This window comes from Massilia timonae, assembly GCF_001866515.1.
In the GTDB taxonomy this organism is placed as follows: Bacteria; Pseudomonadota; Gammaproteobacteria; order Burkholderiales; family Burkholderiaceae_D; genus Telluria; species Telluria timonae.
The window spans coordinates 3,793,667-3,820,039 of sequence record NZ_JRYB01000001.1 but is presented as its reverse complement, the minus strand read 5'-3'; the positions used below and the strand labels follow the sequence as shown (position 1 = coordinate 3,820,039).

At 67.3% G+C, this 26,373-nt stretch carries 15 protein-coding genes; 9 read left to right on the top strand and 6 right to left on the bottom strand.

The genetic code is table 11. The annotated features are described in order from the left end of the window. Nucleotides 1-316: 316 nt before the first annotated feature. Nucleotides 317-1,444 carry a metallophosphoesterase gene (locus LO55_RS16410; RefSeq protein ID WP_071362278.1) on the top strand — a complete coding sequence of 376 codons (1,128 nt, stop codon included), beginning with the start codon at nucleotides 317-319 and terminating at the stop codon, nucleotides 1,442-1,444. A 3-nt stretch (nucleotides 1,445-1,447) separates the two neighbouring features. Here LO55_RS16410 and LO55_RS16405 read toward each other — a convergent pair whose 3' ends face one another. Together LO55_RS16405 and LO55_RS16400 are read right to left on the bottom strand one after the other, a co-directional pair. Next, nucleotides 1,448-2,806 (bottom strand): FG-GAP repeat domain-containing protein, encoded by a 1,359-nt coding sequence (locus LO55_RS16405; protein WP_083415370.1) that lies wholly within the window; start codon nucleotides 2,804-2,806, stop codon nucleotides 1,448-1,450. 151 nt (nucleotides 2,807-2,957) lie between these two features. Further along, a complete protein-coding gene (locus tag LO55_RS16400; RefSeq protein ID WP_229409791.1) occupies nucleotides 2,958-3,197 on the bottom strand; it encodes a hypothetical protein in 240 nt (79 codons plus the stop codon). Nucleotides 3,198-3,425: 228 nt separating this feature from the next. Between LO55_RS16400 and LO55_RS16395 the strand changes: the two genes are divergently transcribed. Together LO55_RS16395 and LO55_RS16390 are read left to right on the top strand one after the other, a co-directional pair. Then, nucleotides 3,426-4,913, top strand: coding sequence for an ATPase domain-containing protein (locus LO55_RS16395; protein ID WP_071362276.1), 1,488 nt, complete (start codon nucleotides 3,426-3,428; stop codon nucleotides 4,911-4,913). Next, complete coding sequence (locus LO55_RS16390) at nucleotides 4,903-6,603, top strand: response regulator (RefSeq protein ID WP_071362275.1); 1,701 nt, start codon at nucleotides 4,903-4,905, stop codon at nucleotides 6,601-6,603. Before LO55_RS16395 ends, LO55_RS16390 begins: the two co-directional genes overlap by 11 nt. 5 nt (nucleotides 6,604-6,608) lie before the next feature. Here the strand turns inward: LO55_RS16390 and LO55_RS16385 are convergent, their stop codons facing one another. Together LO55_RS16385 and LO55_RS16380 are read right to left on the bottom strand one after the other, a co-directional pair. Continuing rightward, entirely contained in the window at nucleotides 6,609-8,801 is a 2,193-nt protein-coding gene (locus LO55_RS16385; protein ID WP_071362274.1) for a TonB-dependent receptor, read from the bottom strand. A 121-nt stretch (nucleotides 8,802-8,922) separates the two neighbouring features. Continuing rightward, nucleotides 8,923-10,227, bottom strand: coding sequence for a hypothetical protein (locus LO55_RS16380; RefSeq protein ID WP_071363813.1), 1,305 nt, complete (start codon nucleotides 10,225-10,227; stop codon nucleotides 8,923-8,925). A 671-nt stretch (nucleotides 10,228-10,898) separates the two neighbouring features. On the opposite strand from LO55_RS16380, the gene LO55_RS16375 reads away from it, so the two are divergent. From LO55_RS16375 to LO55_RS16365, 3 genes are all read left to right on the top strand, one after another. Then, a complete protein-coding gene (locus LO55_RS16375) occupies nucleotides 10,899-13,376 on the top strand; it encodes a sensor domain-containing protein (RefSeq protein WP_083415369.1) in 2,478 nt (825 codons plus the stop codon). Between the two features lie 363 nt (nucleotides 13,377-13,739). Further along, nucleotides 13,740-16,586, top strand: a complete 2,847-nt coding sequence (locus LO55_RS16370; protein ID WP_071362272.1) for a TonB-dependent receptor — start codon at nucleotides 13,740-13,742, stop codon at nucleotides 16,584-16,586. Nucleotides 16,587-16,675: 89 nt separating this feature from the next. Continuing rightward, nucleotides 16,676-18,628 carry an NPCBM/NEW2 domain-containing protein gene (locus LO55_RS16365; RefSeq protein WP_071362271.1) on the top strand — a complete coding sequence of 651 codons (1,953 nt, stop codon included), beginning with the start codon at nucleotides 16,676-16,678 and terminating at the stop codon, nucleotides 18,626-18,628. Here the strand turns inward: LO55_RS16365 and LO55_RS16360 are convergent. Next, nucleotides 18,609-18,854, bottom strand: a complete 246-nt coding sequence (locus LO55_RS16360; protein WP_005667085.1) for a hypothetical protein — start codon at nucleotides 18,852-18,854, stop codon at nucleotides 18,609-18,611. The genes LO55_RS16365 and LO55_RS16360 overlap by 20 nt on opposite strands. A 292-nt stretch (nucleotides 18,855-19,146) precedes the next feature. On the opposite strand from LO55_RS16360, the gene LO55_RS16355 reads away from it, so the two are divergent. From LO55_RS16355 to LO55_RS16345, 3 genes are all read left to right on the top strand, one after another. Further along, the gene (locus LO55_RS16355; protein WP_071362270.1) at nucleotides 19,147-21,285 is read left to right on the top strand and encodes a TonB-dependent receptor; all 2,139 of its coding nucleotides are present in this window, start codon (nucleotides 19,147-19,149) and stop codon (nucleotides 21,283-21,285) included. 95 nt (nucleotides 21,286-21,380) lie between these two features. Beyond that, nucleotides 21,381-24,752 (top strand): ATP-binding protein, encoded by a 3,372-nt coding sequence (locus LO55_RS16350; protein WP_071362269.1) that lies wholly within the window; start codon nucleotides 21,381-21,383, stop codon nucleotides 24,750-24,752. Continuing rightward, the gene (locus tag LO55_RS16345; protein WP_071362268.1) at nucleotides 24,736-25,695 is read left to right on the top strand and encodes a response regulator transcription factor; all 960 of its coding nucleotides are present in this window, start codon (nucleotides 24,736-24,738) and stop codon (nucleotides 25,693-25,695) included. Before LO55_RS16350 ends, LO55_RS16345 begins: the two co-directional genes overlap by 17 nt. On the opposite strand, the gene urtE is transcribed toward LO55_RS16345, so the two are convergent. Next, nucleotides 25,673-26,371: an urea ABC transporter ATP-binding subunit UrtE gene (gene urtE, locus LO55_RS16340; RefSeq protein WP_071363812.1), complete on the bottom strand. Its 699-nt coding sequence runs from the start codon at nucleotides 26,369-26,371 to the stop codon at nucleotides 25,673-25,675. The genes LO55_RS16345 and urtE overlap by 23 nt on opposite strands. Nucleotides 26,372-26,373 lie beyond the last annotated feature (2 nt).

Sequence of the window (26,373 nt, the reverse complement as noted above, 5' to 3'; positions counted from 1 at the left end):
CGGGCTTTCTTTTAGGCGGAACCTTGCGGGCTCCATCGAGCGGCGTGCCGTGCTCTCCCCGGGGTTCGGAACGCGGGAATGATAGCGTTCACAGGGATTTACTAAACGACAGTGATGCCGCGTGCATAGCAGAGGTCTTCGTGTAACAACAAGCGAATTTATACAAAGGAAAGAACTTGCACTCAACAGTCTTTCGCCGAAAGGGCGAAGTTTAGCGAAGTTTAGTAAACGCCGATAAACCGTGCGCAGCCCCGTTTCCTGGCGCCGGGTGCGATATGATCGCGGCAACTTAACCAGAGACAAGAGTGTTGCCGCTGTGTTTTTCCCCTATGTGTATCTAGCCTATCTGTACCTCGTACTGCGCCTGATCGTTCCCCTCCCCCTGCACCGCTTCACCCGGATCGGCCTGGGCCTGGCCCTGCTGCTGGTCTGCCAGCACCACATGATCCAGAAATGGGTGTTCGGCACGATGTTCTCGCCCGAGATCCCGCGCGTCTTCATCGTCCTGCTGGGCTGGTTGTATTGCAGCTTCCTGCTGGTGCTCCTGCTGCAGCTGCTGGCCGACCTGGCCCTGCTGGCCGCCTGGGTGCTGCGCCGCGGACGCGCCATCGATGCGCGCCTGACGCTGCGTTTGCGCTATGCCGTCGTCGCCGCCGGCACGCTGCTGTCGGCCGTCGGCGTGGGCCAGGCGATCCAGGCGCCCGAGGTGCGCCGGGTCGAGCTGGCTATCCGCGACCTGCCCCCGGCCCTGGATGGGTTCCGGATGGTGCAGCTGACCGACCTGCACATCAGCCGCCTGATGCACGGCGACTGGGTGCGCGAGGTGGTCGAGCGCAGCAATGCGCTACGCCCCGACCTGGTCGTCATCACCGGCGACCTGATCGACGGTTCGCCGCAGGCGCGCGCGGGCGACGTGCGGCCGCTGGCCGACCTGGCGGCCCGGCACGGCGTGATCGCCAGCCTCGGCAACCACGAATATTATTTTGGCGCCGAGCGCTGGACGCGCACCTTCGAAGGACTCGGGATGCGCGTGCTGGTCAACCGCCACGCCACGATCGACCATGAGGGCGGCCGCCTGACGATCGCCGGCGTCACCGACCGGGTGGCGCCGCGCTTCGGCATGGAGGGACCAAGCACGCGCCGCGCGCTCGAAGGCGCGGCGCCGGACGCGCCGGTCGTGCTGCTCAGCCACCAGCCGATCGGCGTCGCTGCCAATGCCGAGTCGGGGATCGACGTCCAGTTGTCGGGCCACACCCATGGCGGCATGATCCGGGGCGTCGACCAGGTCGTGAAACGCGCGAATGGCGGCTACGTCTCGGGCAGTTACCGCGTCAAGCGCATGCAGCTGTACGTCAGCAACGGCACCGGCCTGTGGAACGGCTTCCCGATCCGGCTCGGGGTGCCGGCCGAGATCACGGAATTCATCCTCAGGCCGGCGCGCTGACCCTCAGCGCGCCTTCTTCTCGAGCTTCGGCACCGGCGGCAGCGACGCCCGGTGCTTCTCGATGTCGCTCAGCAGCAGTCGCGCCTGGGTGCCCCAGCCGCCGATGAAGACGTCGATCTTGCCGTCGCCATCGAGGTCGCCCCGGCCCATGCTCCAGCTGCGGCCGACGGTCACGCCCGGCAGCACCGCCAGGGTCACGTCCTTGAAATGGCCCTTGCCGTCGTTCTGCCAGGCGCGCGGCTGCAGCGGCACGAAGCCCGGCACCTGGATCGCGCCCACCAGCAGGTCCGGCGCGCCGTCGCCGTTGAAATCGACCACCGTCCCGGCCCAGCTCGAGAAGGTGTGGGCCGGCAGGCGTTTTGCAGTCTCGTCGCGGTAGCGGCCCTTGCCGTCGTTGACCAGCAAGCGGGTTTGCGGATCCTTGTCCCAGCCGGCGTTGTTGCTGGTGATGTTGAAGAACACGATGTCGAGCTTGCCGTCGCCGTTCGCGTCCAGCACCTGCACTTCGCGCGTTTCCATCGGCGCCTCCAGCTCGAGCCGGTGCGACTCGTCCTTGAACCGCCCTTCGCCGTCGTTGACCAGCAGCCGGTTCGGCTGGCTGGGGCTGGCCAGCACCAGTTCGAGGTCACCGTCGCCATCCATGTCGGCCAGCGCCGCGCCCTCGGTCTGGTCGTTCCCCTGCGGCAGGTGGGTGGCGGAGGCATCGACGAAGTAGCCGGGACGCTTCGGATCGTTCAGGAACAGCAGGTTCTTCGCCGCCACCTCCTTGCCGCCGCCCGCCTCGCCGGTGCTGCCGATGAAGATGTCGGGCAGGCCGTCGCCATTGACGTCGCCAAGCGCCAGAGCATTGCCCTGGCTGTGGGCCGGCAGGCGCGCGCTGGCGTCGACGAAGCCGCCCCTGCCGTTGCCCAGGTAGAGCTGGTGAACTTCGTCGGCCTCGGCCACGAACACCACGTCCATATGGCCGTCGCGGTCGACATCGGCCGCGCGCACGTGTTCGCTGTCGTGCATGCGCAGGCCAAAGGCGTCCGGGACGTAGGTCAGCTTGCCGCCGCCGTCGTTGCGGTACAGGCGGTTGACGCCGTGTTCCACCGAGACGACGACGTCGAGGTCGCCGTCGTGGTCGACGTCGATGAACACGGAATCGGTCGCGTGCAGGGCCGGCGCGACCGGAACCTTGGGCAGGGTCGCGTCGATCCAGGCGGAACCCGGCGCCTCGGGGATCAGCGCAAAGGCGTCATAGGCGGGGTCGCGGACGGATTGGGCGGCGCTGCCGCCCACCGTCGCGACGGCCAGGGCGACGGCCGTGGCGAGCCGGATCGAACAGGCCTTCGGCGCCTTGGCGCAAGAGTCAAACGTCATCGATGTGTTCTCCATGAGCTGCAAATGAGCGGCGATTGAGCAGCAATTGAGCAGCAATTGAGCAGCAACTGAGCAGCAATTGAGCGGCGATTGAGCGCCAAGCGGGCAGCATAGCAGACCTGGCAATCCAGCCGGACGCCGGCCGAGAGCCTCAGAAGAACGGCCAGGCGAGACGCCCCTTGAGGTGCAGGGCGATGCGCAGCGCCGGGTAGCCGAGCGCGACGCCGAAAGCCAGCAGGCAGCAAGGCTGGCCCATGAAGGCCAGCCAGAACCCGGCGACCATGCTGGCAGCCACCAGCACCATCAGCCACAGCTCGATGCTGAGCAGGAATCCGGACGCCGCGCGCCACACTTGCCGCAGTTCGGCCGCGACTTCCCTGACGGATTTCATTTCATGCACCATGGCAGTGTCACCTCCTCGATGGACCGGCGCGCGGCGTGCTGGCCGCTGCTCCATGGTATTCCCGCCACCAATCAGAGATATTGCCTCAAGCCAATAAATGCCAGAGAGTTCCAATCTCGCGCCGCGGCTTGATCAAGATTGTTATCATATTTTCATCATAATTCAGGCCCCACACGCGACGTGGCAGGCCTCCTTCGAGCCATACACGACACCGATATGACCCATTGTCCGCAACGCATTGTTACTGGAATCCCGGAACTCGATGCAGTGCTGCACGGCGGCCTGCTGCGCAACCGCATCCACCTGATCGAAGGCCGGCCGGGCACCGGCAAGACCACGCTCGGCCTGCGCTACCTGATCGAGGGCGTGGCCAGCGACGACGCCGGCCTGTATCTGAGCCTGTCGGAGGCGGAGGACGAACTGCGCGCCACCGCGGCCAACCACGGCTGGAACCTGGACGGGGTCGAGATCGTCGACATGATCCCGCTGCCGCCGCAGCCGGCGCCACAGAGCATCCTGCTGCCGACCGACAGCGAGCTGGTCGAGCTGGTCAACCGTATCGCCGACCGCGTCGAGCAAACCCGTCCCGCGCGCGTGGTGATCGATTCGATGGTCGAGATCCGGCTGCTGGCGCGCGACAGCGCCCACTACCGGCGCCAGATCATCGCCCTGCGCGAGCGCCTCAGCCGCATCGGTGCGACTGTGCTGCTGCTCGACGACATCACTTCGGATGGCCGCGAATACGAGCTGCAAAGCGCCGTGCATGGCGTGATTTCGCTGGAATACGTCGAACGCAGCTTCGGCGCCGCCCGCCGTCGCCTGCACGTCGTCAAGATGCGCGGCGGCAGTTTCCAGAGCGGCTGGCACGACTACAAGATCCTTCCCGGCGAGATCCTGGTCTTTCCGAGCCTGATCGCGCAGGAACATCACCGGCCGCCGCAGCGCAACGACATCGTGAGCGGCATCGCGACCCTCGACGAACTGGCCGGCGGCCCGCTGGTCGCCGGCAGCTCGACGATGGTGCTGGGGCCGTCCGGCGTGGGCAAGACCACGCTGGCGCTGCAGTATGCGCGGTCGGCGGTCAGGTCGGGCCTGCGGGTCGCCTACTTCAATTTCGACGAATCCGAATCGACGCTGCGTTCGCGCCTGGTCGCGGACATGGGCGAAGGGCCGGTGCGCGACCTCGACACCGGCGACGCCGGCGCCGGCGATGCCGCGGATCCGGACGACAACCGCCGCTTCTTTCTGCGCCGCGTCAATCCATCGCGCATCTCGCCCGGCGAATTCATCTGGAGCGTGCGGCGCCTGGTCGAAGACCACGACGTCAAGCTGGTGATCATCGACAGCATCAACTCTTACCTGGACGTGATCCGGCAAGAGAAGTCGCTGCTGCCGCAGATGAACGAGCTGTTCTCTTACCTGAGCAATATGAGCGTGTCGTCGATCGTCGTCGGCGCCCATTCGCAGCGGCTGGACACCTCGAAGGAGCCGGACGCTGTCAGCATCATCACCGACAACATCATCTCGCTGCGCTACTACGAGCGCGACCACGTGGTGTGCAAGGCGCTGTGCGTGCTCAAGAAGCGCCAGGGACCGCACGTGCACGAGATCCGCGAGCTCGAGCTGACCGACGACGGCATCCGCATCGGCGATCGGGTGCAGAGCAAGGACGACGACATCGGGGTGGCGGCCCTTGGCGCCTGAGGCGACACAAGCGGTCGTGGTGTTCGCCCCGCTGGCGGGCGACGCCGCCGCCCTGCGCGCGATCGTCGAGCACGAGGGCGTGGCGGCCAGGACCTGCGCCGACGTTCTTGAATTCTACGCCGCGCTGGGCGACGGCGCGCTCGCCGTCGTCATCACCGAAGAAGGCCTGGCGCGCTGCGCGCTGCAGGACCTCGCGGACCGGCTGCGCCGCCAGCCGGCGTGGTCCGACCTGCCGATCCTGGTGCTGGCCGACGCCGACAGCCGCGAGGTCGACGACGGCCGCTTCCGGCGCCTCGGCGAACTCGGCAACGTGACCTTGCTCATCCGTCCCACCGCGCGCCTGGCGCTCGCGATGGCGCTGCGTTCGGCGCTGCGCACGCGGCGCCTGCAGTTCGCCGTGCGCGACCAGCTGGCGCAGCTGGCCGGCCATGCCGGCGAACTCGAGGCGACGGTGGCGCGGCGCACCGCTTCGCTCGAGCGCGAGGTGCTCGAGCGGCGCCGGGTCGAACAGGCGCTGGCCGAGGCGCGCCGGCTGGAATCGCTCGGCAAGCTCACGGGCGGCATCGCCCATGACTTCAACAACATCCTGCAGGTGGTGGCCGGCAGCGAGACCCTGCTGCGCATGCTGCTGGCGAACAGCCTTGACGCGCGCGTGACGCGCGCGCTGGACGGCATCCGGCGCGCGGCCGGCCACGGTTCTTCGCTGACGCAGCAGCTGCTGGCCTATGCCCGCCGCCAGCCGCTGGCCAGCGTCGCGGTCGACCTGCGCGCGCAGCTGCGCGCGACCTCGGACATGATCCTGCGCACGCTGGGCCCTGGCATCGAGCTGCGCAGCGACGTCGCGCCCGGCCTGTGGCGCGTGGTGGTCGATCCGGCCCAACTCGACGCGGCGGTGCTGAACGTCGCCGGCAATGCGCGCGACGCCATGCCGGACGGCGGCGTGCTGACGCTGGCGGCGCGCAACTGGACCCTGCCCGACCCCGCGCTGCCGGAGGGCGGCCACCTGGCCGGCGACTTCGTCAGCCTGCTCGTCAGCGACGACGGCCACGGTATGAGCGAGGAGACGGCGCGCCAGGCCTTCGAGCCCTTCTTCACCACCAAGCCGATGGGCAAGGGCACCGGACTCGGACTGTCGCAGGTCTACGGCTTCGCCATCCAGAGCCAGGGCCTGGCCTTCATCCGGCGCGATCCGGCCGGCACCACGATCGGCATCCTGCTGCCGCGCAGCGAGGAGCAGGCCGCGGCCCCCGGCATCGATCCATCCGCCCTGCGCGCCGACGGCCTGAGCGGCCTGCGCGTGCTGTACGTCGAGGACGACCCCGACGTGGCCGACGCGACCGGCGCGCTGCTGCAGTCGCTGGGCGTCGAAGTGCGCCTGGTCACGGGCGCGGCCGCGGCGCTGGCTTGCGACCTGGCGGACGTCGACCTGGTGTTCTCGGACGTGATGATGCCGGGAGAGATGGACGGCATCGAGCTGGCGCGCCAGCTGGCTGTCCACCAACCGGCGCTGCCGGTGGTGCTCACCAGCGGTTACATGCTGTCGCCGGAACGGCTGCAGGACCTGAAGGTGCAGTTCGTGCGCAAGCCCTCTTCGCTCGGCGCCATCAATGACGCCTTCGTCACCGCGCTGCGCAAGCGCACTATTGGCGACGGCGACCGCCGCGGGGAGCGCCAGCGGCCGACCCGCTGACGCGCCTAGAAGTCGAACTGCGCCGACACCAGCGCGGTGCGCGCCGCCGCCGCGCTGGCGAAGGTGCCGTTGGCCAGCCAGTACGCCTTGTCGGCCACGTTCTCGACGCTGGCGCGCAGGATGACCGGCTTGCCCATCACGCTGGTGCGGTAGCGGGCGCCGATATCGAGCCGGGTCCACGACGGCAGGTACAGCGTGTTGGCGGCATTGAACGGGATGTCCGAGGTATGGATGGCGCGCGCATTGAAGCTCAGGCCCGCCACCGCGTCCAGATCCCAGTCGAGGCCGGCGCTGAGGGCGCGCTTCGGCACGCCGTTGGCGTCGTTGCCCTCGTTCACGCCGCCCGCGGTCTTCTGCAGTTCGGCGTCATAGAAGGTCGCGCTGGCCATCAGGCGCAGGTTGCGCACGGCCTCGCCCATGACCGACAGTTCCAGGCCGCGGTTACGCTGGTTGCCGTCCATGCTGTAGATCGTGGTGACCGGGTCGGTGACCGCATTCGGGCGGTCGATCTGGAACACGGAGATGCCGCTCAGGAGCTTGCCCTGCTCGACCTTGACGCCGGCCTCGTACTGCTTCGATTTATAGGGAGCGAACACCTCGCCCGCGTTCGCCGAGGTGGCGGGCGCCATCGCGCCGCGCGTCAGTCCGGAGGTGAAGTTGGTGTACAGCGACACGTTGTCCATGGGCTTGACCACGATGCCCAGCAGCGGGGAGGTCGCGCTCTCGTCGTACGAGGTGGTGGAGACGCCGGCGGGCGTGAAGTTCTTGGCGACCACCTTCTGCTTGCGCGCGCCGCCGGTCACGAGCAGGCGGTTGTCGAAGAACGACAGGGTGTCGGTGAGCGAGACGCTGGACAGCTCGGTGCCCGAGGTCGTGGCCGGCGACTGGCGCACGCCGGTCATGGGGATCAGCGACACCGGATGGTAGATGTTCGAGATCACCGCCACGCCGGCCGGCGCCGCCAGGAAGAAGCTGCCGGACTCCTGCTCGAGGCGCGAGGCCGACACGGTCACCAGGTGCTTCACGCCCAGGCCTTCGAAGCTGGCGCGGGCGCCGACCTCGCCGGTCTTGTTGCGGGTGGCGGCATCGTACCAGGCGTTGCTGATGCGCAGATTGCCCGCCATGTCGATCGCATCCTGGCCGCGCGCGGAAGGAAAGTCCTGCTCGCTGGCGCCATAGTGGTAGCCGGCGGCCGCGTACAGCATCAGGTTCGGTGCGAGGTCGTATTCGAGCCGCGACGAGATGGTCGAGTCGCGCATCGTGAGTTCGACGCCCGGATACATCGCGCGCCGGCCCGACGGCGCATCCGGGATTCGCGTGACGTTCGGACGGAAGCTGGACTGGCCGCGAAAGCCGTCGGTGTCCTCGCGCTGGGCATAGGCGTCGACCACCCAGCGCAGCTGCGAAGAACGGTAGTCGAGCGCCAGCGCGGCCAGGCCGAATTCCACCTGGCTGTCGTCGAGCGTGTTGTCGCCGTTGCGGTAGACACCGTTGAAGCGCACGCCCCATTCGCCGGCGTCGCCGAAGCGGCGGCCGACGTCGACGTGGGCGCCGAAGATCGACTGGCTCTCGAAGGTGCCGGTGACGCGGGTCAGCGGCTTGTCGCCCGCGCGCTTGGTGACGATATTGATGTTGCCGCCGATGCTGCCGCCAGGACTGATGCCATACATGAGCGTGCCCGGGCCTTTCAGCACTTCGACGCGCTCCATCATCGCGGCCGGCATGCGGTTGCCCGAACTGAGCCCATACAAGCCGTTCACGCCGACGTCGCCGCTGGCCACGCTGAAACCGCGGATCTGGAAGTCTTCGCTGAAGCCCGAGGTCGAGGTCTGCACGCGCACCGAGGCTTCGTTGACGACCGCGTCGGCCAGCGTGCGCGCCTGCTGGTCTTCCAGCAACTGCGAGGTGTAGTTGGTGGTGCTGAACGGCGTGTCCATGATGTCGCCCGCGCCCAGCACGCCAATGCCGCCGCGACGCGCCACCCCGCCGTTCATGTACGGCGCCTCGTCCAGCGTGCGGGCGCCGGTCACCAGCACCTGCTCGATCTGGGGCGCCCCGCTGTCCTGGGCGTGCGCGGCGCCGGCCAGCAGGGCGACGGGCGCCGCCGCGAACGCGGCGCCCCAGGCGCGCCTGGACAGCAGCGACAGGGTCGGTTGGCGGGTGGTCAGGATGGAAGGCGAGCGGCGCGGCTTGGTCATGAGCGGGTCCAGTCAGTGTGAGGTCAGTAGATGCAAATGAGAATTATACTCATTTGCATTAATGCTCACAACGACTGGATGCCGCGCGGGTCGCGCCGTGGGTCACCCTCAGCCGATGGCGTCAGAAATAATAGCCAGCCTGCAGATTGATCCGGCGCGTGAAGCCCTGATGCTCGGACGAGGTCGCGGCCAGGCCGCCGAGATCGGGCGAGATGTAAGGGTGGTGCTTGCCGATCATCAGGTCGGCATAGAACGACCACTTCCCTGCCGCGAAGCTCATCCCGGTCACGTTCTGCACCGAGTCGCGGTAGGCGCCGCTGCGCTTGTTCAGCACGCTGTAGTCGTTGTAGACCTTGAACTGGCTGAACGGGCCGATCCTGCCGGGGATGTCGTAGCTGACGTTGGCGATATGGATGTCGCCCGCGGAGGCGACGGGGAACGGATATCCGAAGCCGCCGACCAGGACGAAGCTGTTCGGGTCCAGTCCGCCATACGTCTGTTCGGGCCCGTGCGCGGTGCGGTAGCGGTAGCGCATCGATTGCAGCATGACGTTGACGCGGCCATAGTTGCCGCGATAGTGGACCGCCCCGGCGTACCGGCGGGTGTCGGTTCCGCGGCCATTGTCGATCTCGCCGGTCAGGCCGGAAAAGCCGAACTCGTGGCGGCCCTCCGCCCCCAGGTTCCATACCACGCGTCCGACCAGGGTGTTGCGCTCGCTGTCGGTCTGGCCGGTGCCGTAGCCCTGCTCGTCGTCATCCTTGACGATATTGTAGGAATACCGGTTCGAGGCGCCCGCCGTATTGCTGCCGCCGCCGTAGGAACCGCCATCGCGCGGGAAGAAGGCGAGCTGCCATTCGACCGGACCGGGGCGGCTGATGTATTTCACGCCGAGGTCGTACTTGTCTTCGAAGCCGGCATAGAAGGCGATCGACTCGTAGAAGTTATTCGAGGCGAACGGCAGGAGACCGAAGGGATTGCTGTCCAGGCCGACGTGCAGTTCGCTCTTGTCGTCGAAGCGCACGCCGCCCCAGGCATGGCGCAGGAAATGCTGCCAGTAGTCGCCCTGCCCCTTGGGGTAGTTATTGTAGCGGTACTGGGCCGAGCCGATCATCCGGCCGTCATCGTAGTTGACGTCCAGCCGCGCCGTGTCGAGGCCGACGAAACCGCTGCGGCGCTCGTCGTCCCAGCTCTTGTGGCCATAATTGAAGCGGATCGCGCCGCCGATCGTCAGCGGCGACTTCGTCGTTTCCTGCGCGCTCGCGATTTCCGTGGCGCCCTCCTGGGCATGCGCATGGCCGGACGCGAGGACCGCGATGCCGGCCAGGGCGGCGCACAGGCCGGTCGCCGTCTTCGTTTTCATGCGCGCGGCAAATGCCGCCATTGGCGAATCGAGGTCTTGCGGGGTAATGGTGTAGTGCAAATTCACGTAGGTTTCCTGAGTGATGATCGGCGCCCAACGGCCGGCGTCGGGCCGGCGGTGGCGCAATGGACGAGGAATCCCGGGCCTACGGCCTATTGACGGCGCAGCAGAGCTTGATATCGGCGACATGTGACGCGCGACGTAAGTTCCCGAGGTCGAAGCGGCCTGCGATTGCCCCGATGAGCGCCACGGCCAGGCCGATGACGTCATCGTTCAGAGAATACAGGACCAGGGTCGCCTTTCACGGCGACGACGCCGCACAGGGCGCCCTGCCTGGCGCATGGGGTCGATCCAGACAAGACAGCGATCTCGAACGCTGCTCAACGCGCCCCATGCCTGCACGCGCGCCCGGCGCCGCATCGATTGGGGGAAACATTGATGAATGCCTGGCCATGACTGGCGGCAGAAAAGCGTATTGTAACCCAGCAATGAAGATTCGTACAAATGTACGTGCAAATATTACAACAGTCCGCACTGGCAGCCGCGCGCGCGGGGCCTCGCCGTTCCGGCGCCCGGGAATCGGAGCGTCGCTTGCACGACCCGACCGGGGATGATACAAGGAGGTGTCTTTTCGACTGCCGCACGCGCACGCGCGCCTTCGACGCCGCGCCCGATCTTGCCCTCGATATCGCCAGGCTTTCCGCAGTCGCGTTCCCAACGCCCCGGACTGCTGCGCCATGCCTCCTCCGACAACCAGACCCGCCCTGGCACCACGTTCGACGCTGGGAGACCGGTTCGACTTCCTCCAGCGCGTGGCCCAGGTCGGGCTGTGGGAGATGCGCGTGCGGGACCGGCGCCTGTATGTCTCGGATGAAATGCGCACCTTGTTCGGCATCTGCGCCGACGCGCCCGATCCCGACTTCGCGACACTGTTCACGCGCGTGCATCCCGACGACCAGCACAGCGTCGAGGCCCAGATCGCGCACGCCCTGCAATACGGCACGCCGCTCGACATGGAACACCGCGTGGTACGGCCGGACGGCGCGGTGCGCCATGTGCATGCGCGCGGCGACCTGATGCACGGAAGAGACGGCGAACCGGCCTACTACGGCTCGGTGCAGGACGTGACCGAACGGCACACGGCCGAGCAGGCCAACGTGCGCCTGGCGCGGCGCCTGTGCGCCACGCTCGAGAGCATCACCGATGTCTTCTACACGGTCGACCGCGAATGGCGCTTCACCTACCTCAACAGCGAAGCCGAGCAGCTGTTCGGGCGGCCGCGCGCCGGGTTGCTGGGCAGGGTATTGTGGGATGAGTTTCCCGAACTGGGCGCGCCGCCGGCGCGGGAAGAACTGCGGCGCGCCATGCGCGAGCGCTGCACGGTCGCCTTCGACGACTTCCACGCCGCACTCCAGCTGCATTGCGAAGTGCGGGCCTATCCGTCCGAGACCGGGCTGGCAGTCTATATGCGCGACATCACGCTGCAGAAGCTGACCGAGGATGCGCTGCGCCAGAGCGAGGAACGGCTGCGCATCGTCGCCCGCGTCACCAGCGACGCGATCTGGGATCTCGATGTGCGCACCGACACCCTGTGGTTCGGCGCCAGCCTGCACGAGCTGTTCGGCTACGCGCCGGATGAATTCCAGGCTTCGCTCTCGCTGTGGATGGACCGCATCCATCCTGACGACCGCCAGCGCGTGATCGCGCGCTTCGACCATGCGCTCCATGGCGGCAGCGACGTCCACTGGAGCGACGATTACCGCTTCATCCGCAAGGACGGCAGCGTGGCCCACGTGCACGACCGGGCGCAGATCCTGCGCGACAGCGACGGCACAGCCTTGCGCGTGGTGGGCGCCGTGATCGACGTATCCGAACGGCATGCGGCCGACCTCCACATCCGCTACCTTGCCTTCCACGATACGCTCACTCGACTGCCCAACCGCGCGTTCCTGACCGAGCGCCTGGAGGCTGCCCTGGCCGCCGCGCGCAGCGACACAGGGGGCGATGCGCGGCGCAAGGCGCTGCTGTTGATCGACCTCGACAATTTCAAGACGCTCAACGAGACGCTCGGCCACGCCGTCGGCGACCGCTTGCTGCAGCAGATGGCGATACGGCTGGTCGCCGGCCTTCCCAGCGACGTCGTCGCCGCCCGCTTCGGCGGCGACGAGTTCGGCGTGCTGCTGGAAAATCTGCCCGCCGACAAGGAGCAGGCGTGCGCCCAGGCGAAGCATGAAGGCGAACGCATCAACTACCTGCTGAACCAGCCAGTCCAGCTGGACGGCTATTGGCTGCAGCTCGGCGCCAGCATCGGCATCACCGTTTTTTCCGACGACGCCGTCGATGCCGGCGACCTGCTCAGGCGCGCCGACCTGGCGATGTACCGTGCCAAGGCGGCCGGACGCGGCACCGTCCGCTTCTTCGATCCTTCCCTGCAAGCCGCCGCCGCGGCGCGCCTGACGCTCGAAAACGACCTGCGCGCGGGATTGCGCGACCATGCGTTCTTCCTGCACTACCAGCCGCAGGTCGAGCGCGACGGCCGCATCGTTGGCGTCGAAGCCCTGGTGCGCTGGCGTCACCCCAAGCGGGGCACGGTCTCGCCGGTGGAATTCATCCCGCTCGCCGAAGAGACCGGGCTGGCCCTTCCACTCGGCCATTGGGTGCTCGAACGCGCCTGCCGCCAATTGTCCGACTGGGCCGGGCAGGCGGAAACGGCGCACCTGGAAATCTCCGTCAACGTCAGCGCGCGCCAGCTGCACCATCCGGCCTTCGTGGCCCAGGTGCTCGGCTGCCTCGGCCCGAGCGGCGCCGATCCGCGCAAGCTCAAGCTCGAGATCACCGAAGGCTCGCTGCTGGACGACATCGAAGACGCGATCGGCAAGATCAATGCCCTCAAGGCCCACGGCCTGACCTTTGCGATCGACGATTTCGGCACCGGCTATTCGTCGCTGGCCTACCTCAAGCGGCTGCCGCTCGACATGCTCAAGATCGACCGTTCCTTCGTGCTCGACCTGACCACGAATCCGAACGACGCGGTGATCGCGCGCACCATCATCGCCCTGGGGGCCAGCCTTGGCCTGAAGGTGCTGGCCGAAGGCGTGGAAACCGAGGACCAGCGCGACTTCCTGTTCGCGAACGGATGCCAGGCCTACCAGGGCTACCTGTGCGCGCGACCGCTGGAAGCGCAGGCGCTGGCGGGAATGCTGCGCAAGCGCTGACCCGCGCACCCCCGGCCGTCCCCCGGACCGCCCGCTTTCGAATCGAAAGCTAAATCCCGATTTAACACAGATACAACAAGTGATTCGAAAAAGATCGAAAGATGCTTTGTCACGCTCAGGATTTCGCTATAGACTAAATAACGTTATACGGATTGCGCACCACGGTGCGCTTTCGATACCTCCGGAAGCGAAACCCGTATAGCAAAGCGAAATCCATACGAAACCAAACGAAAGAACGAATCAACCCGCGACAACTCGTCCGCCTGCCGGCCGAGACAGGTAGTGACCGCAACCGGACAGCCTTCCCGTGTGCCCAGCATCGCCCGTGCTGCTCCAACAAACCTATAAAAAAGGAAGCGTTTAATGAGTTCTCATCTGCAATGCCGTTCTCACGCCGACAGCCATGCCCGCTTTGCGCTGAATCCGCTCACTTCTGCCTGCCTGCTCGCCCTGGCCACCCTCGCGGCGCCTGCCCGCGCCCAGTCGGATGCCGCCCCGCTCGAGGCCGACAAGGTCGAGCAGGTCGTCGTGACCGGCACCCGCGCCAGCCTGCAACAGTCGCTGGCGCTCAAGCGCAACTCGGCTGTCGTGCAGGACAGCATCAGCGCGACCGAGCTCGGACGCTTCCCCGACAACAACGTGGCCGACTCGCTCAGCCACATCACCGGCGTCTCGATCTCGCGCACCGCCGGCGGCGAAGGCCAGAAGGTCAGCATCCGCGGCCTCGGCCCCGACTACACGATCACCACCTTCAACGGCCGCCTGCTGGGCACCGACAGCGCGGGCCGCTACTTCGCCTACGACGTGCTGCCGGCCGACGTCATCAGCGGCGCCGACGTCGTCAAGTCGACCCAGGCGCAGCTGATCGAAGGCGCCATCGGCGGCCTCGTCAACCTGCGCTCGGCCAGCCCATTCGACCAGAAGGGCCAGCGCGGCCTGCTGCGCCTGGAAGGCGACCACAACGATATGAGCAGCCTGAACGGCAAGAAGCTGTCGGGCACCTACAGCAACACCTTCGACAACAAGGTCGGCGTGCTGCTCGGCCTCGTGTATGCCAAGCGCGACGTGCGCACCGACACGGCCGGCAACGACGGCGGCTGGACGCGCAACGCCATCCCGAGCGACCCGAGCCAGTTCTGGGAGGGAGGCAACGCCTGGGGCGGCGCCATCGACCCCAACGGCAACGGCATGCTCGACCCCGACGAAGAGGGCCTGATCGGGCCGGGCCAGTTCCGCTTCGGCTCCATCATGGAGAAGAAAGAACGCCTGGCGCTGTCGGGCAAGGTGGAGTGGCGGCCCACCAATGACGTGAAAGTCGTCTTTGACGGCTTCAAGACCCGGCTCGACTCGCCGCAGGTCGGCTACCAGCTGTCGTACTACCCTTTGTTCGCGCCGGGCCGCTGGTCCGACATGAAGGTCTCCAACGGCGTGGTGACCGACCTGACCCTGGACAGCACCGACCCCGAGCTGCGCCTCAACCCGGAGGTCCTGAACAAGACCGAATACCGGGTGGTCGACACCGCGATGGTCGGCACCAGGGCGGAATGGAAGGTGTCGCCGGCCTTGAAGGTGGCCGGCGACGTCTACCTGTCGACGTCGAAGCGCGACTCCGGCGGCAACGACAGCTATGTCGTGCTGCGCATGAACCAGCCCAACACCACGCGCATCCGGCTCACCGGCGCCGCCGTGCCCGACGTGACGACCACGCTGGCCGATGGCCGCGACCTGCAGACCGGCCTGGCCCAGGGCCTGTTCAGCGCCAGCGATTTCAACACCCACTTCTACAGCCGCACGGGCGACAATATCGACGACCGCATCGGCGGCGCGACGCTGGACGCCGACTGGAAGGTGGCCCGCTTTAACATCGACAACCTGAAGTTCGGCCTGAGCCAGACCAACCGCAAGAAGTCGCGCGACATGATCAACAACGCCTTCAATGCGGGCCAGGATCACTACTCCGGCGAGAACGCGGTCAACGTGGGGTCCCTCGGCGGCAACGTCATCAACCAGACCTTGAGCCCGGGCGGCTTCCTGTCTGGCGTGAGCGGCAACTTCCCGCGCAGCTTCCTCGGTTTCGACGTCAACAGCTACGCGCAGGCGCTGGCCGGCCTCGACGGCCAGCCCCGCCCGGGCGGCGGCGTCTACAGCTCGACCCTGTCGGCGCCCGCCTTCAACCCGCTGGAAAGCTATCGCGTGGAAGAAAAGACCTCGACCGCCTTCGTGCAGGCGGACATGTCCGGCGAACGCTGGTTCGCGGACGTCGGCGTGCGCCTCGTGCGCACCAGGACCGGCGCCCAGGCCTGGGACGCGAAGATCAACGACATCATCCAGAACGGCGCGTTCAACTTCACCGCCGTCTACGCCGATCCGTCGGTCGTGCGCCAGGACGCCGGCTACACCTTCGCCCTGCCGTCGGGTAACTTCACCTATTCGCTCACCGACAATCTGCAGCTGCGCCTCGGCGCCGCCAAGACGATGGCGCGTCCTTCGGTCGACAAGCTGGCGCCGTCCAGCACCACCGCCAGCATCTCGTGGGGCGACTTCACGCAGATCTACGGCGGCAATGCCGACCTGAAGCCGTACACGGCGCGCCAGGCCGACGTGTCGCTGGAATGGTATTACGCCAAAAGCTCCGCGCTGACCTTCGCCGTCTACCAGAAGAACATCAAGAACCAGATCACCAACCTCTGGCTGACGGGCCAGGACATCGGCGCGCCCGGCGGGCGCCTGTTCAACGTGCAGCGCCCCATCAACGGCGACAGCGCCAAGGCGCGCGGCATGGAGATCGGCCTGCAGCACCTGTTCGACAACGGCTTCGGCGTGCGTGCGCAATACACGCGCAACCTGTCGAAGAGCTGGGTAGGCGGCGAAGAGCGCCCGCTCGAAGGCATCGCGCCGGCCACCGCCTCGTTCGGCATCCTGTACGAGCGCGGCCCGTGGAGCATGAGCACCACGGCCGACTACACCGATTCCTTCGTCACCGCCACCAATGTGATCGGTTCCGGCTTCAACGAGATGGCCAACTCGATGACGTGGGTGACGGCCCAGATCGCCTACGAGGTGAACAAGTCGCTGCGCATCAGCATCGAAGGCAACAACCTGACCGACGCGGAGCAGGCGCCCAAGCTGACCAACGGCATCGTCAGCCTGCCCAACGGCTATTACCGCTACGGCCGCTCCATTACCCTGGGCGCGAGCCTGAAATTCTGATGCGGCACGGGGCAGGATGTGCCCTGCCCCGCCTTCGACACGAGCAGGAGATGTGCATGCAACAACGCTGGACCGGAGCAGGCCAACCCATGGCATGGAAAATCGTTTGTGGCAGCCTGGCTGCCACGCTGACCTTGTTGTTCACGCCGGCGCATGCCAGCTCCCCCGGCGATCCATTGGCCCCGGCGGGCCGCTGGGAAGGCGCCACCAGCGGCAGCGCCAGCACGCCGCCGATGGGCTGGAGCAGCTGGAACGCGTTTCGCACCGAAGTCGACGAAGGCAAGGTGCTCGGCGCCGCGCAAACGCTGGTCGACAGCGGCCTCGCCAGGCTCGGCTACCAGCACGTCAACATCGATGACGGCTGGTGGCTGAAGCGCCGCACCGGCGATGGCCGGCTGCAGATCCGCACCAATATCTTTCCCTCGGCAGCCACCGGTGGACCTGCCGGCACCAGCTTCAAGCCATTCACCGACAAGCTGCATGCGATGGGACTGAAGGCCGGGATCTACACCGACATCGGACGCAACGCCTGTTCGCAAGCCTATGACCTGCATTCGCCCAACCTGCCGCAGGGCACGACCGCCGAGCGCGAGGTGGGACTGGAAGGCCACGTCACGCAGGACATCAACCTGTATTTCAAGGAATGGGGCTTCGACTACATCAAGATCGACGCCTGCGGGCTGGCCGACTTCTTGCCGGGTTCGGACCTGGTAAAGAAACAGGACTACCGCGCGGCGCCGCCCCTGATCGAACGCGGCTCGATCAACCGCACCGACGTCAAGGCGGTGCGCGCCCGCTACGAAGACGTCGCAGCCGCCCTCAAGGAGGCGCGGCCGAACAACGACTATGTGCTGTCGATCTGCGCCTGGGGCATGGCGAACGTGCGCACCTGGGGCAAGGATGTCGGCAACCTGTGGCGCACCAGCGCCGACATCACGCCCAGCTGGACCAGCATGCTGCACAACTTCGACAGCGCGGCGAAACGCGCGCTGTACGCCGGCCCCGGCCACTGGAACGATCCCGACATCCTGCACATCGGCCATGGCGCATTCGATGTCGCCAACCCGGTCGAAGTGCGCTCGCATTTCTCCTTGTGGGCGATGATCAATGCGCCGCTCCTGATCAGCTATGACCTGCGCAATGGACCGGCATCCTTCCTCGAGGTGCTGGGCAACGCGGACGTGGTCGGCCTGAACCAGGACAAGGCGGGACACCAGGGCGTGGTCGCCTATGACTCGGACGATGCGCAGATCATCGTCAAGACGCTGGGCACTGGTGAGCGCAAGGCGGTGGCGCTGTTCAACCGCGGCGCCGCGCCGGCGCCGGTGACCCTGCTGGCAAGTCACCTGAAACTCTCGGGCAGCGCACCGGTCCTGCTGCGCGACCTGTGGTCGAAGGAGAGCACGACCTTCACCGGCGAGAAGGCCTTCACGCTCGCGCCGCACGAGACGCTCGTGTTCGAGGCGACCGGCAAGCGGCAACTGGAAAACGGCGTCTATCTGTCGGAAATCCCCGGCTCGATCAACGTCGCCGTCGACGGCGCCCGTCAACCGCAACTCGATCCGACCGTCCACCGCATGATCGACCCATGGTCGAGCACCCGCTCCGGCGGTTCGCGTCCCCAGTATGCGGGCTGGGGCGGCGCGCAGGCGGATACGACGCCGTATGGCCAGACCCTGCAAGTGGCCGGACAGGTGTTCGAGTCGGGGCTCGGCGTACTGTCGAACTCGCGGCTGCAGGTGAAGAACGATGGCGGCCATGCGCAGCTGACGGCCTCGGTCGGCGTGGATGATTCGACCGAAAACACGCGTCAGCCCGTGCGCTTCTACGTGTATGGCGATGGGAAGCTGCTGGCCGAAAGCGCGCCGGTGGCGTTTGGCGCCAGGGCGCCGCTATTACAGGCGGACGTTCGGGGCGTCAGGCTCATCGAACTCGTGGTGCGTGGATCGCAGGCAACCGATGCGCCGCCCGTGGTGGCGACCTGGGGGGATGCCCGGTTGACGCATGCTGCCGGATCCCCGGCTACTGTCCAACGCAGATGATCCTGGTGTCGTATTCGTGGGCATTGCCTTTCTTCCTGGCGGCCCAGTCGATGACTTCCTGAGCGTCGGCCACCGTCATGACGGTGGCCTTTTCTTTGTTCCTAATGAAGGACACGCCTTCGAACTTGCCCTCTTTGCTGCGCATCACCTTGGCGAATACGGGTGGCTTTCCTTCCTCGGTGCGCTTTTTTTGCTGGACGAGGTAACGCTGGTCGATGGTTTCCATGTGATGTTTTATACGTGGTGGATCAAGACCGCATTTTACGGCGTGTGGTTGGCGAGCGGCTGAAAGACCGGCGCCGTTAACGTCGATACTCCAGCGGTCACATCATGACGGACCATCGTTGCAACGTGTTCCGATGGCCCTGCCCTCCCCTCGCCCGTCCGCGACGGACCAGCACATTTACACATTTTTGATAATGAGATATCATTATCATTAAGGAGACACATCGTCCTGACGGCCCCTGTGCGTCTCCGATTCCCGCATCCCGGCGCCCCGCCTTCACCATCACACCCCTATGATCAGAATCGACCACCTGACCAAACGCTACGGCGAGCGCACCGTCGTCAACGACCTCAATCTGCACGTGCGTGCGATTCCGCATGCCGTCATGCTCACCTGCGCGCTGGCCGCGCCGGCGCTGGCGGAAGACATGGCCGCCGCCGCATCCGCCGACCCGGCCCAGGTCGTCGAAGTCAAGGGGCAGCGCAGCGAGGACGAGCGCCTGGCGCCTGGCACCGGCGCCAGGTCGCTGCCCGGCGGCGTCACCACGGTGACGTCGGAAGATCTCGCCACGCTGGACATCGGACGCGATATCTCGAACGTGTTCCGGCGCGTGCCGGGCGTGGTCGCCAACAATATCGACCAGGGCGACACCGGCAACGGCTTTCGCATGCGCGGCTTCGCCACCCAGGGCACGCACGGCGCCGACACCGCGATCTACATCGACGGCGTGCCGCAGAACATCCCGTCGAGCCAGGGCGGCGCCGGCCACGGCCCGGCATTTCTCGAGTGGATGACCGGCGACATGATCGACACGATCGACGTCATCAAGGGACCGGTCTCGGCGCTGTTTGGCGACCAGAACCGCGCCGGCGCGGTGGCGATCCGTACCCGCGAAGGCGGCGCCGCCACGCCCTCGAGCGCCACCGTGACCGTGGAAAGCTATGGCGGGCGGCGTGGCTCGCTGGTGCTCTCGGGCGAGCATGGCAAGCTGCGCTCGCTGGTCGTGGCCGACCGCTACAGCCTCGATGGCTTCCGCCACGGCGCCTTTACCGATCGCAGCAACCTGTTCTGGAAACTGTCGACCACGATCGGCGACGGCGTCTACAGCCTGCGCGCCACGTACTACAAGTCCGACTTCGCCGGCGCCGGCTACCTTTCGCTGCCGGCCATGGAAGCCGGCCTCGACCCGCATTCGACGATGTACGACCTGCCCGGCTTCGGCGCCGCGCAGCGCAAGACCCTGGTGTTCAACCGCCGCCCGGCATCGGGCGAGGCCGGCTGGTTCGCCACCGCCTACGCCGAGGACTTCGAGCGCAGCCGCGCGATCCAGACCAGCACCACCCAGCACACCTACGGCTATGACGATCGCGGCATCTACGGCGCGCGCGGCGGCAATACCTGGACCTTCGGCGACGCCGCCGTGCTGACGCTGGGCGCCGAAGCGCGCAAGGACAAGGGCGACGCGTATCGCCAGCAGTACCGCGAACGCCAGCCGACCGCCAACTACGTCAACAACCAGGACCTGGACCTGCTGACCTACGGCGTGTTCGTGCAGGGCCAGTACCGGGTACTGCCCACCGTCAAGCTGCATGGCGGCGCGCGTTACGACCGTTTCGACTACGACCTGGTCAACCTCAAGCTGCCGGCCGCGTCGACCGGCTACAAGGGTTCGGTGATCACGCCGAAGTACGGCGCGATCTGGAACGTGGCGCCCGACCTGGAACTGTACGCCAATATCGCGCAGGGCTTTCGCTCGCCGGCCGCCGAGCAGATCAGCACCAGCGGCAGCCTGGGACCGTTGGGCGCTGCGGGCGGACGCATCAACGCCGGCATCGATCCGAGCCGGGTCCGCTCGCACGATGTCGGGTTCAACGCCAGGCCGCTCGACGGCCTGAGCGTGTCCGGCGCGTTCTACACCATCCAGAACGACGACGAGATCGTCAACACCGCGCCCGACGTGTTCGTGGCCTCGGGCCAGACCACCCGCCGGGGCGTCGAACTCGACCTGCGCTACCAGTTCAGCAGCGCCTTCAGCACGTACCTGAACTATGGCCGCATCCTGCGCGCGCGCCTGGACAACCCGGCGCCCGGCGCCGGCGCCCGCCTGTCGGTGCCGGAGCATACCTGGAAGGCCGGCGTGCAGTACCGCAGCGCACTGGGACCGGGCCGCCTGACGCTGGCCGGCGACGTGTATGTCACGGCCGGCAATCCCTACTACATGGGCACGCCCTTGTACGAACGCGATATGCCGACCTATGTGCGTTACGACGTCAAGGCGACCTATGACATCGGCAAGTTCCAGGGTGCGCTGTTCGCGACGCTGCAGCCGCACAAGTTCGCCAGCGACATCGCCTATGGCACGGCGGCCGGGCTGGTGGTCACCACGGTGCCAGAGGCCAGCGGCGGTGCATCGCTGCGGTATTTCTTTTGACGCGGCGATAAAGAAGCGGGCGCGTGGCGGGCCGTAGCCCGGGTTCTGGCACATAAATTGCGTTCCGGGTTGGAGAACCCACCATTCCTCCGCCCATGAGCGCATCCGCCCCACACCCCGGCAAGCCGGGCGCCCAGCCGGTCCAGCGCATCGTCAAGATCCGGCGCGACTACAATACCTGGGTCGCCGACGAGACCATCGAGGATTATGCGTTGCGCTTTACCCCACGCGCATTTCGCAAATGGTCGGTGTTCCGGGTCGCCAATACCGCCTTCGGCGCCATCTCCTTCCTGGTGCTCGAAGCGATCGGCGGCACCATCGCCCTGCAGTACGGTTTCATCAATGCCTTCTGGGCGATCCTGGCGGTGGGGCTGATCATCTTCCTGACCGGCCTGCCGATCAGCTACTATGCGGCGCGCCACGGCGTCGACATGGACCTGCTCACGCGCGGCGCCGGCTTCGGCTATATCGGCTCGACCGTCTCGTCCTTCGTCTACGCCTCGTTCACCTTCATCCTGTTCGCGCTGGAAGCGGCCATCATGGCCTATGCGCTCGAACTGTATTTCGGCCTGCCCCTGTGGCTCGGCTACCTGGCCAGCGCGCTGGTGGTGGTGCCGCTGGTGACGCATGGCGTGACCCTGATCAGCCGCATCCAGATGCTGACCCAGCCGCTCTGGCTCGGGCTGATGGCCCTGCCCTTCATTGCGATCCTGGTGAAGCGCCCGGAGTTGCCGGCCGAGCTGCTGCACTTCGGCGGTGCGCAGGGCGGCCATGGCGGCTTCGACATGCTCGCTTTTGGTGCCGCGACCGCCGTCGGCGTGGCCTTGATCACCCAGATCGGCGAACAGGTCGACTTCCTGCGCTTCATGCCGCCTCAAAGCAAGCCCACGCTCGGCTGGCACCTGGGCGTGCTGGTCGCCGGTCCCGGCTGGATCGTGCTCGGCATCCTCAAGATGCTGGCCGGCGCCCTGCTCGCCCTGCTGGCGATCGAGGGCGGCGCCAGCCTGGCCGATGCCGTCAATCCAACCCATATGTACCTGGCCGGATTCGGGGAGTTCTTCGACAGCCATGGCGCGGCGCTGCTGGCGACGGTGCTGTTCGTCGTGATCTCGCAGATCAAGATCAACATGACCAACGCCTATGCCGGCTCGCTGGCGTGGTCGAACTTCTTCGCGCGCCTGACCCACAGCCATCCCGGGCGCGTGGTCTGGGCCTGCTTCAATGCCCTGATCGCGGTGCTGCTGATGGAAATGAACGTGTTCCAGGCGCTCGACCTGGTGCTGGCCCTGTTCTCGAACGTCGCCATCGCCTGGATCGCGGCGGTGGTGGCCGACCTGGTGATCAACAAGCCGCTCGGCCTGAGTCCGCCCGGGATCGAGTTCCGGCGCGCCTACCTGTACGACATCAATCCGGTCGGCGTCGGCGCCATGCTGCTGGCCTCGGTCCTGTCGATCGCCGCCTTCGGCGGCCTGTTCGGCGCGGTCGCCCAGGCCTTCTCGGCCTTCATCGCCCTCGCCACCGCCTTTGTGGCGGCGCCCCTGATCGCCCACGCCACCCGCGGCCGCTACTACATGGCGCGCCAGCCGCATACCGACCCGCCGCGCAGCACCGTGTGCAGCATCTGCGAGAAGGAATACGAGCCGGAGGACATGGCCCAGTGCCCGGCCTACGGCGGCGCGATCTGCTCGCTGTGCTGCTGCCTCGATGCCCGCTGCGACGACGCCTGCAAGCCCCAGGCGCGCATCGCCGTGCAGTGGCAGGCGGCCATGCGCTGGCTGCTGCCGCGCGCCAGCTGGCCCTACCTGGGCGGCGGGCTCGGTCACTACCTGCTCTTGATGACGGTCACCATGCTGTTCCTGGGCGCCCTCCTCGGCACGCTCTACCTGCACGAAGCCGCCGCCCTGGCGCGGGGCGGCGACGTCCGCCTGCTGGCGCCGCTGCAGCTGGCGTTCGTGAAGCTGTTCGGCGCACTGCTGCTGGTCAGCGCCATCATCGCCTGGTGGCTGGTGCTCAACAGCCAGAGCCGGCGCGTGGCGCAGGAAGAAGCGCAGCAGGCCAAGAAGCAGGCCGACCAGGCCAACCAGGCGAAGAGCCGCTACATCGCCGGCATCAGCCATGAGATCCGCACCCCGCTCAACAGCATCCTCGGCTACGCCCAGCTGCTCGACGACGACCCGTCCATTCCCGACCACCGCCGCCAGGCGATCCGGGTGATCCGCGGCAGCGGCGAACACCTGCTGTCGCTGATCGAGGGAACGCTCGATATCGCACGCATCGAGGGCGGCAAGCTCAGCATCGACATGCGCCCGCTGCGGTTCGACGCTTTCATCGGCCAACTGGTGCGCATGTTCGAGCAGCAGGCCGCCGGCAAGGGCCTGGCCTTCGTCCATGAATGCGACGGCGTGCTGCCGCCGCTGGTACGGGCCGACCGCAAGCGGCTCAGCCAGATCCTGATCAATCTCCTCGGTAACGCCGTCAAGTTCACGGCGCGCGGTGCGATCGTGTTCCGCCTGCGCTATGCGCGCGACATGGCCTACTTCGAGGTCGAGGATTCCGGGCCCGGCATCCTGCCCGAAGAGGTGGAAAGCATCTTCGAGCCGTTCACGCGCGGCAGCGCGGGCAATGCCGGCGACAGCGCCGGCACCGGACTGGGCCTGCCCATCAGCAAGCTGCTCACCGAGCTGATGGGCGGCGAACTGACGCTGCGCCCAAGCGCCGGCGGCGGCAGCGTGTTCGCGGTGCGCCTGCTCCTGCCGCGCGTGCATGGCGAAGCGCACAGTCCTGCTACTGGTCAGACCGATGCGCCAGCGCGGCGCCACGGCTATGCCGGCGCCCGGCGCCGCATCCTGGTGGTGGACAACGAGCGCAACGATCGCGAATTCCTGGTTCAGTTGCTGGCGCCGCTGGGTTTCGTGGTCGGCCAGGCGGCATCGGGAGCCGAATGCCTGCAGCGCCAGGCCGGCTTCGCCCCCGACCTGATCCTGATGGACCTGGCCATGCCGGGCATCGACGGCTGGGAGACCAGCCACCTGCTGCGCACCGAGCACGGATGCCGGGCCCCGATCGCGATCGTCTCGGCCAACGCCTACGACAAGGGCATGCCGAATCCGGCCGGCATCGGCGCCGACGATTTCTTCACCAAGCCGGTCCAGGTCGACGAGCTGCTCGACTGGATCGGACGGCGCCTGCGGCTCGACTGGCTCGGCGCCGTCCCTGCACCCGCACCCGCACCCGCGACCGCAGGCGCCTCGCCTCGCCTGCCTGCGCCTGGCGCGCTGGCCGCGCTGCGCGCCCAGCTCGCGGCCGGCTACGTGCGCGGCGTGCGCGCCGAACTGGATCGCCTCGCCGCGCTCGGCGCGGCGCACCACGACTTTGTCGAGCTGATGCGCGGGCATGCGGCCCGCCTCGACCTCGACGCCATGACACGCCTGATCGACACCGGAGAATCCCATGCCGCAAACGATTGAACGACCACCGGGCCCGGTGGTGCTGGTGGTGGACGACGTCCCCGACAACCTCGCCGTGCTGCACGATGCGCTGGACGAATCGGGCTACGCGGTGGTGGTGGCCAACAACGGCGCCACCGCGCTGGAGCGGGCGCGCGCGCTGGTGCCCGACATCGTGCTGCTCGACGCCGTGATGCCCGGCATGGACGGCTTCGAGGTCTGCCGCCAGCTCAAGGCCGACCTGCGCACGCGCGCCATTCCCGTGGTGTTCATGACCGGCCTCACCGAGGACGAACACATCCTCGCCGCATTCCAGGCCGGCGTCGCCGACTATGTGACCAAGCCGGTGCGCCAGAGCGAAGTGCTGGCCCGCATCGGCGCCCACATGCGCACCGCCAGCCTGGTCACCCAGGCGCGCAGCGCGCTCGACGCCTTCGGTCACGCGGTGCTGGTGGCCGGGCTGGACGGCCGCATCGCATGGCAGACACCGCTGGCGCGCCAGTGGCTGCAGGCCTGGTTCCCGGAGGGCGCCGGGGCCGGCATGCCGGCGCGCGTGGCGCTCTGGCTGCGCGAGGCAGTCGCCGCCCGCGAACAGGGACAGGAGCCGGCGCCGCTGGTGCTGGCGCAAGGCACGCGCCGCCTCGGCTTCGAACTGGCCGAAGCGCTCGACGGCGGCTGCTACTCGATGGTGCTGCGCGAGGAGTCCGACGCCGCCCAGGTCCAGGGCCTGATGGCCGGCTTTACGCTGACCCGACGCGAAGCCGAGGTGCTGCACTGGGTCAGCAAGGGCAAGACCAACCGCGACATCGGCGACATCCTCGGCACCAGTCCGCGCACGGTCAACAAGCATCTCGAGCATGTCTTCGCCAAGCTCGGCGTCGAGACCCGCACGGCGGCGGCCTCGCTCGCGATGTCGCGTCCGGCGGCGGCGGGACGGTCCGCTAGACCGCCAGGTGCCGCCTGACCTCGACGCTGTCCATGGTCGCGCGCGCGCCGGCCGCGACCACCGCGCCGCGCGACAGCACCAGGTAGCGGTCGGCCAGCGCATGGGCGAAGTCGAAGTACTGCTCGCACAGCAGGATCGCCATGTCGCCGCGCGCGCGCAGCAGGCCTATCACGCGCTCGATGTCCTTGATGATCGACGGCTGGATGCCCTCGGTCGGCTCGTCGAGGATCAACAGGCGCGGGCGTTGCAGCAGCGCGCGCGCGATCGCCAGCTGCTGCTGCTGGCCGCCCGACAGGTCGCCACCGCGCCGCCGCAGCATGTCCTTCAATACCGGGAACAGGGCGTAGACCTCGGGATCGATGTGCCGTGCCGCGCGGCCCGGCAGGCCGGCCATGCCCATGCGCAGGTTCTCTTCCACCGTCAGGCGCGCGAAGATCTCGCGCCCCTGCGGCACATAGGCGATGCCGGCGGCGGCGCGCGCGTGCGGGCTGAGGCGCGTGACGTCGCGGCCTGCAAGCCGGACTCGTCCGGAGGCAACAGGCAGCACACCCATCAGGCATTTGAGCAGCGTGGTCTTGCCCACGCCGTTGCGGCCCAGCAGAGCCAGGCACTGGCCCTGCTCGAGCGCCAGCGACACGCCGCGCAGGGTGTGCGAAGAACCGTAGTACTGGTTCAGGTCATCGGCTTGCAGCATCA

Bases quoted from the DNA above. Each gene is read 5' to 3' on its own strand.
- LO55_RS16405 (WP_083415370.1), bottom strand. From the start codon at position 2,806: ATGACGTTTGACTCTTGCGCCAAGGCGCCGAAGGCCTGTTCGATCCGG.
- LO55_RS16345 (WP_071362268.1), top strand. From the start codon at position 24,736: ATGCCGCAAACGATTGAACGACCACCGGGCCCGGTGGTGCTGGTGGTG.
- LO55_RS16375 (WP_083415369.1), top strand. From the start codon at position 10,899: ATGCCTCCTCCGACAACCAGACCCGCCCTGGCACCACGTTCGACGCTG.
- LO55_RS16400 (WP_229409791.1), bottom strand. From the start codon at position 3,197: ATGAAATCCGTCAGGGAAGTCGCGGCCGAACTGCGGCAAGTGTGGCGC.
- LO55_RS16385 (WP_071362274.1), bottom strand. From the start codon at position 8,801: ATGACCAAGCCGCGCCGCTCGCCTTCCATCCTGACCACCCGCCAACCG.
- LO55_RS16360 (WP_005667085.1), bottom strand. From the start codon at position 18,854: ATGGAAACCATCGACCAGCGTTACCTCGTCCAGCAAAAAAAGCGCACC.
- LO55_RS16370 (WP_071362272.1), top strand. From the start codon at position 13,740: ATGAGTTCTCATCTGCAATGCCGTTCTCACGCCGACAGCCATGCCCGC.
- urtE (WP_071363812.1), bottom strand. From the start codon at position 26,371: ATGCTGCAAGCCGATGACCTGAACCAGTACTACGGTTCTTCGCACACC.
- LO55_RS16365 (WP_071362271.1), top strand. From the start codon at position 16,676: ATGGCATGGAAAATCGTTTGTGGCAGCCTGGCTGCCACGCTGACCTTG.
- LO55_RS16395 (WP_071362276.1), top strand. From the start codon at position 3,426: ATGACCCATTGTCCGCAACGCATTGTTACTGGAATCCCGGAACTCGAT.
- LO55_RS16350 (WP_071362269.1), top strand. From the start codon at position 21,381: ATGAGCGCATCCGCCCCACACCCCGGCAAGCCGGGCGCCCAGCCGGTC.
- LO55_RS16355 (WP_071362270.1), top strand. From the start codon at position 19,147: ATGATCAGAATCGACCACCTGACCAAACGCTACGGCGAGCGCACCGTC.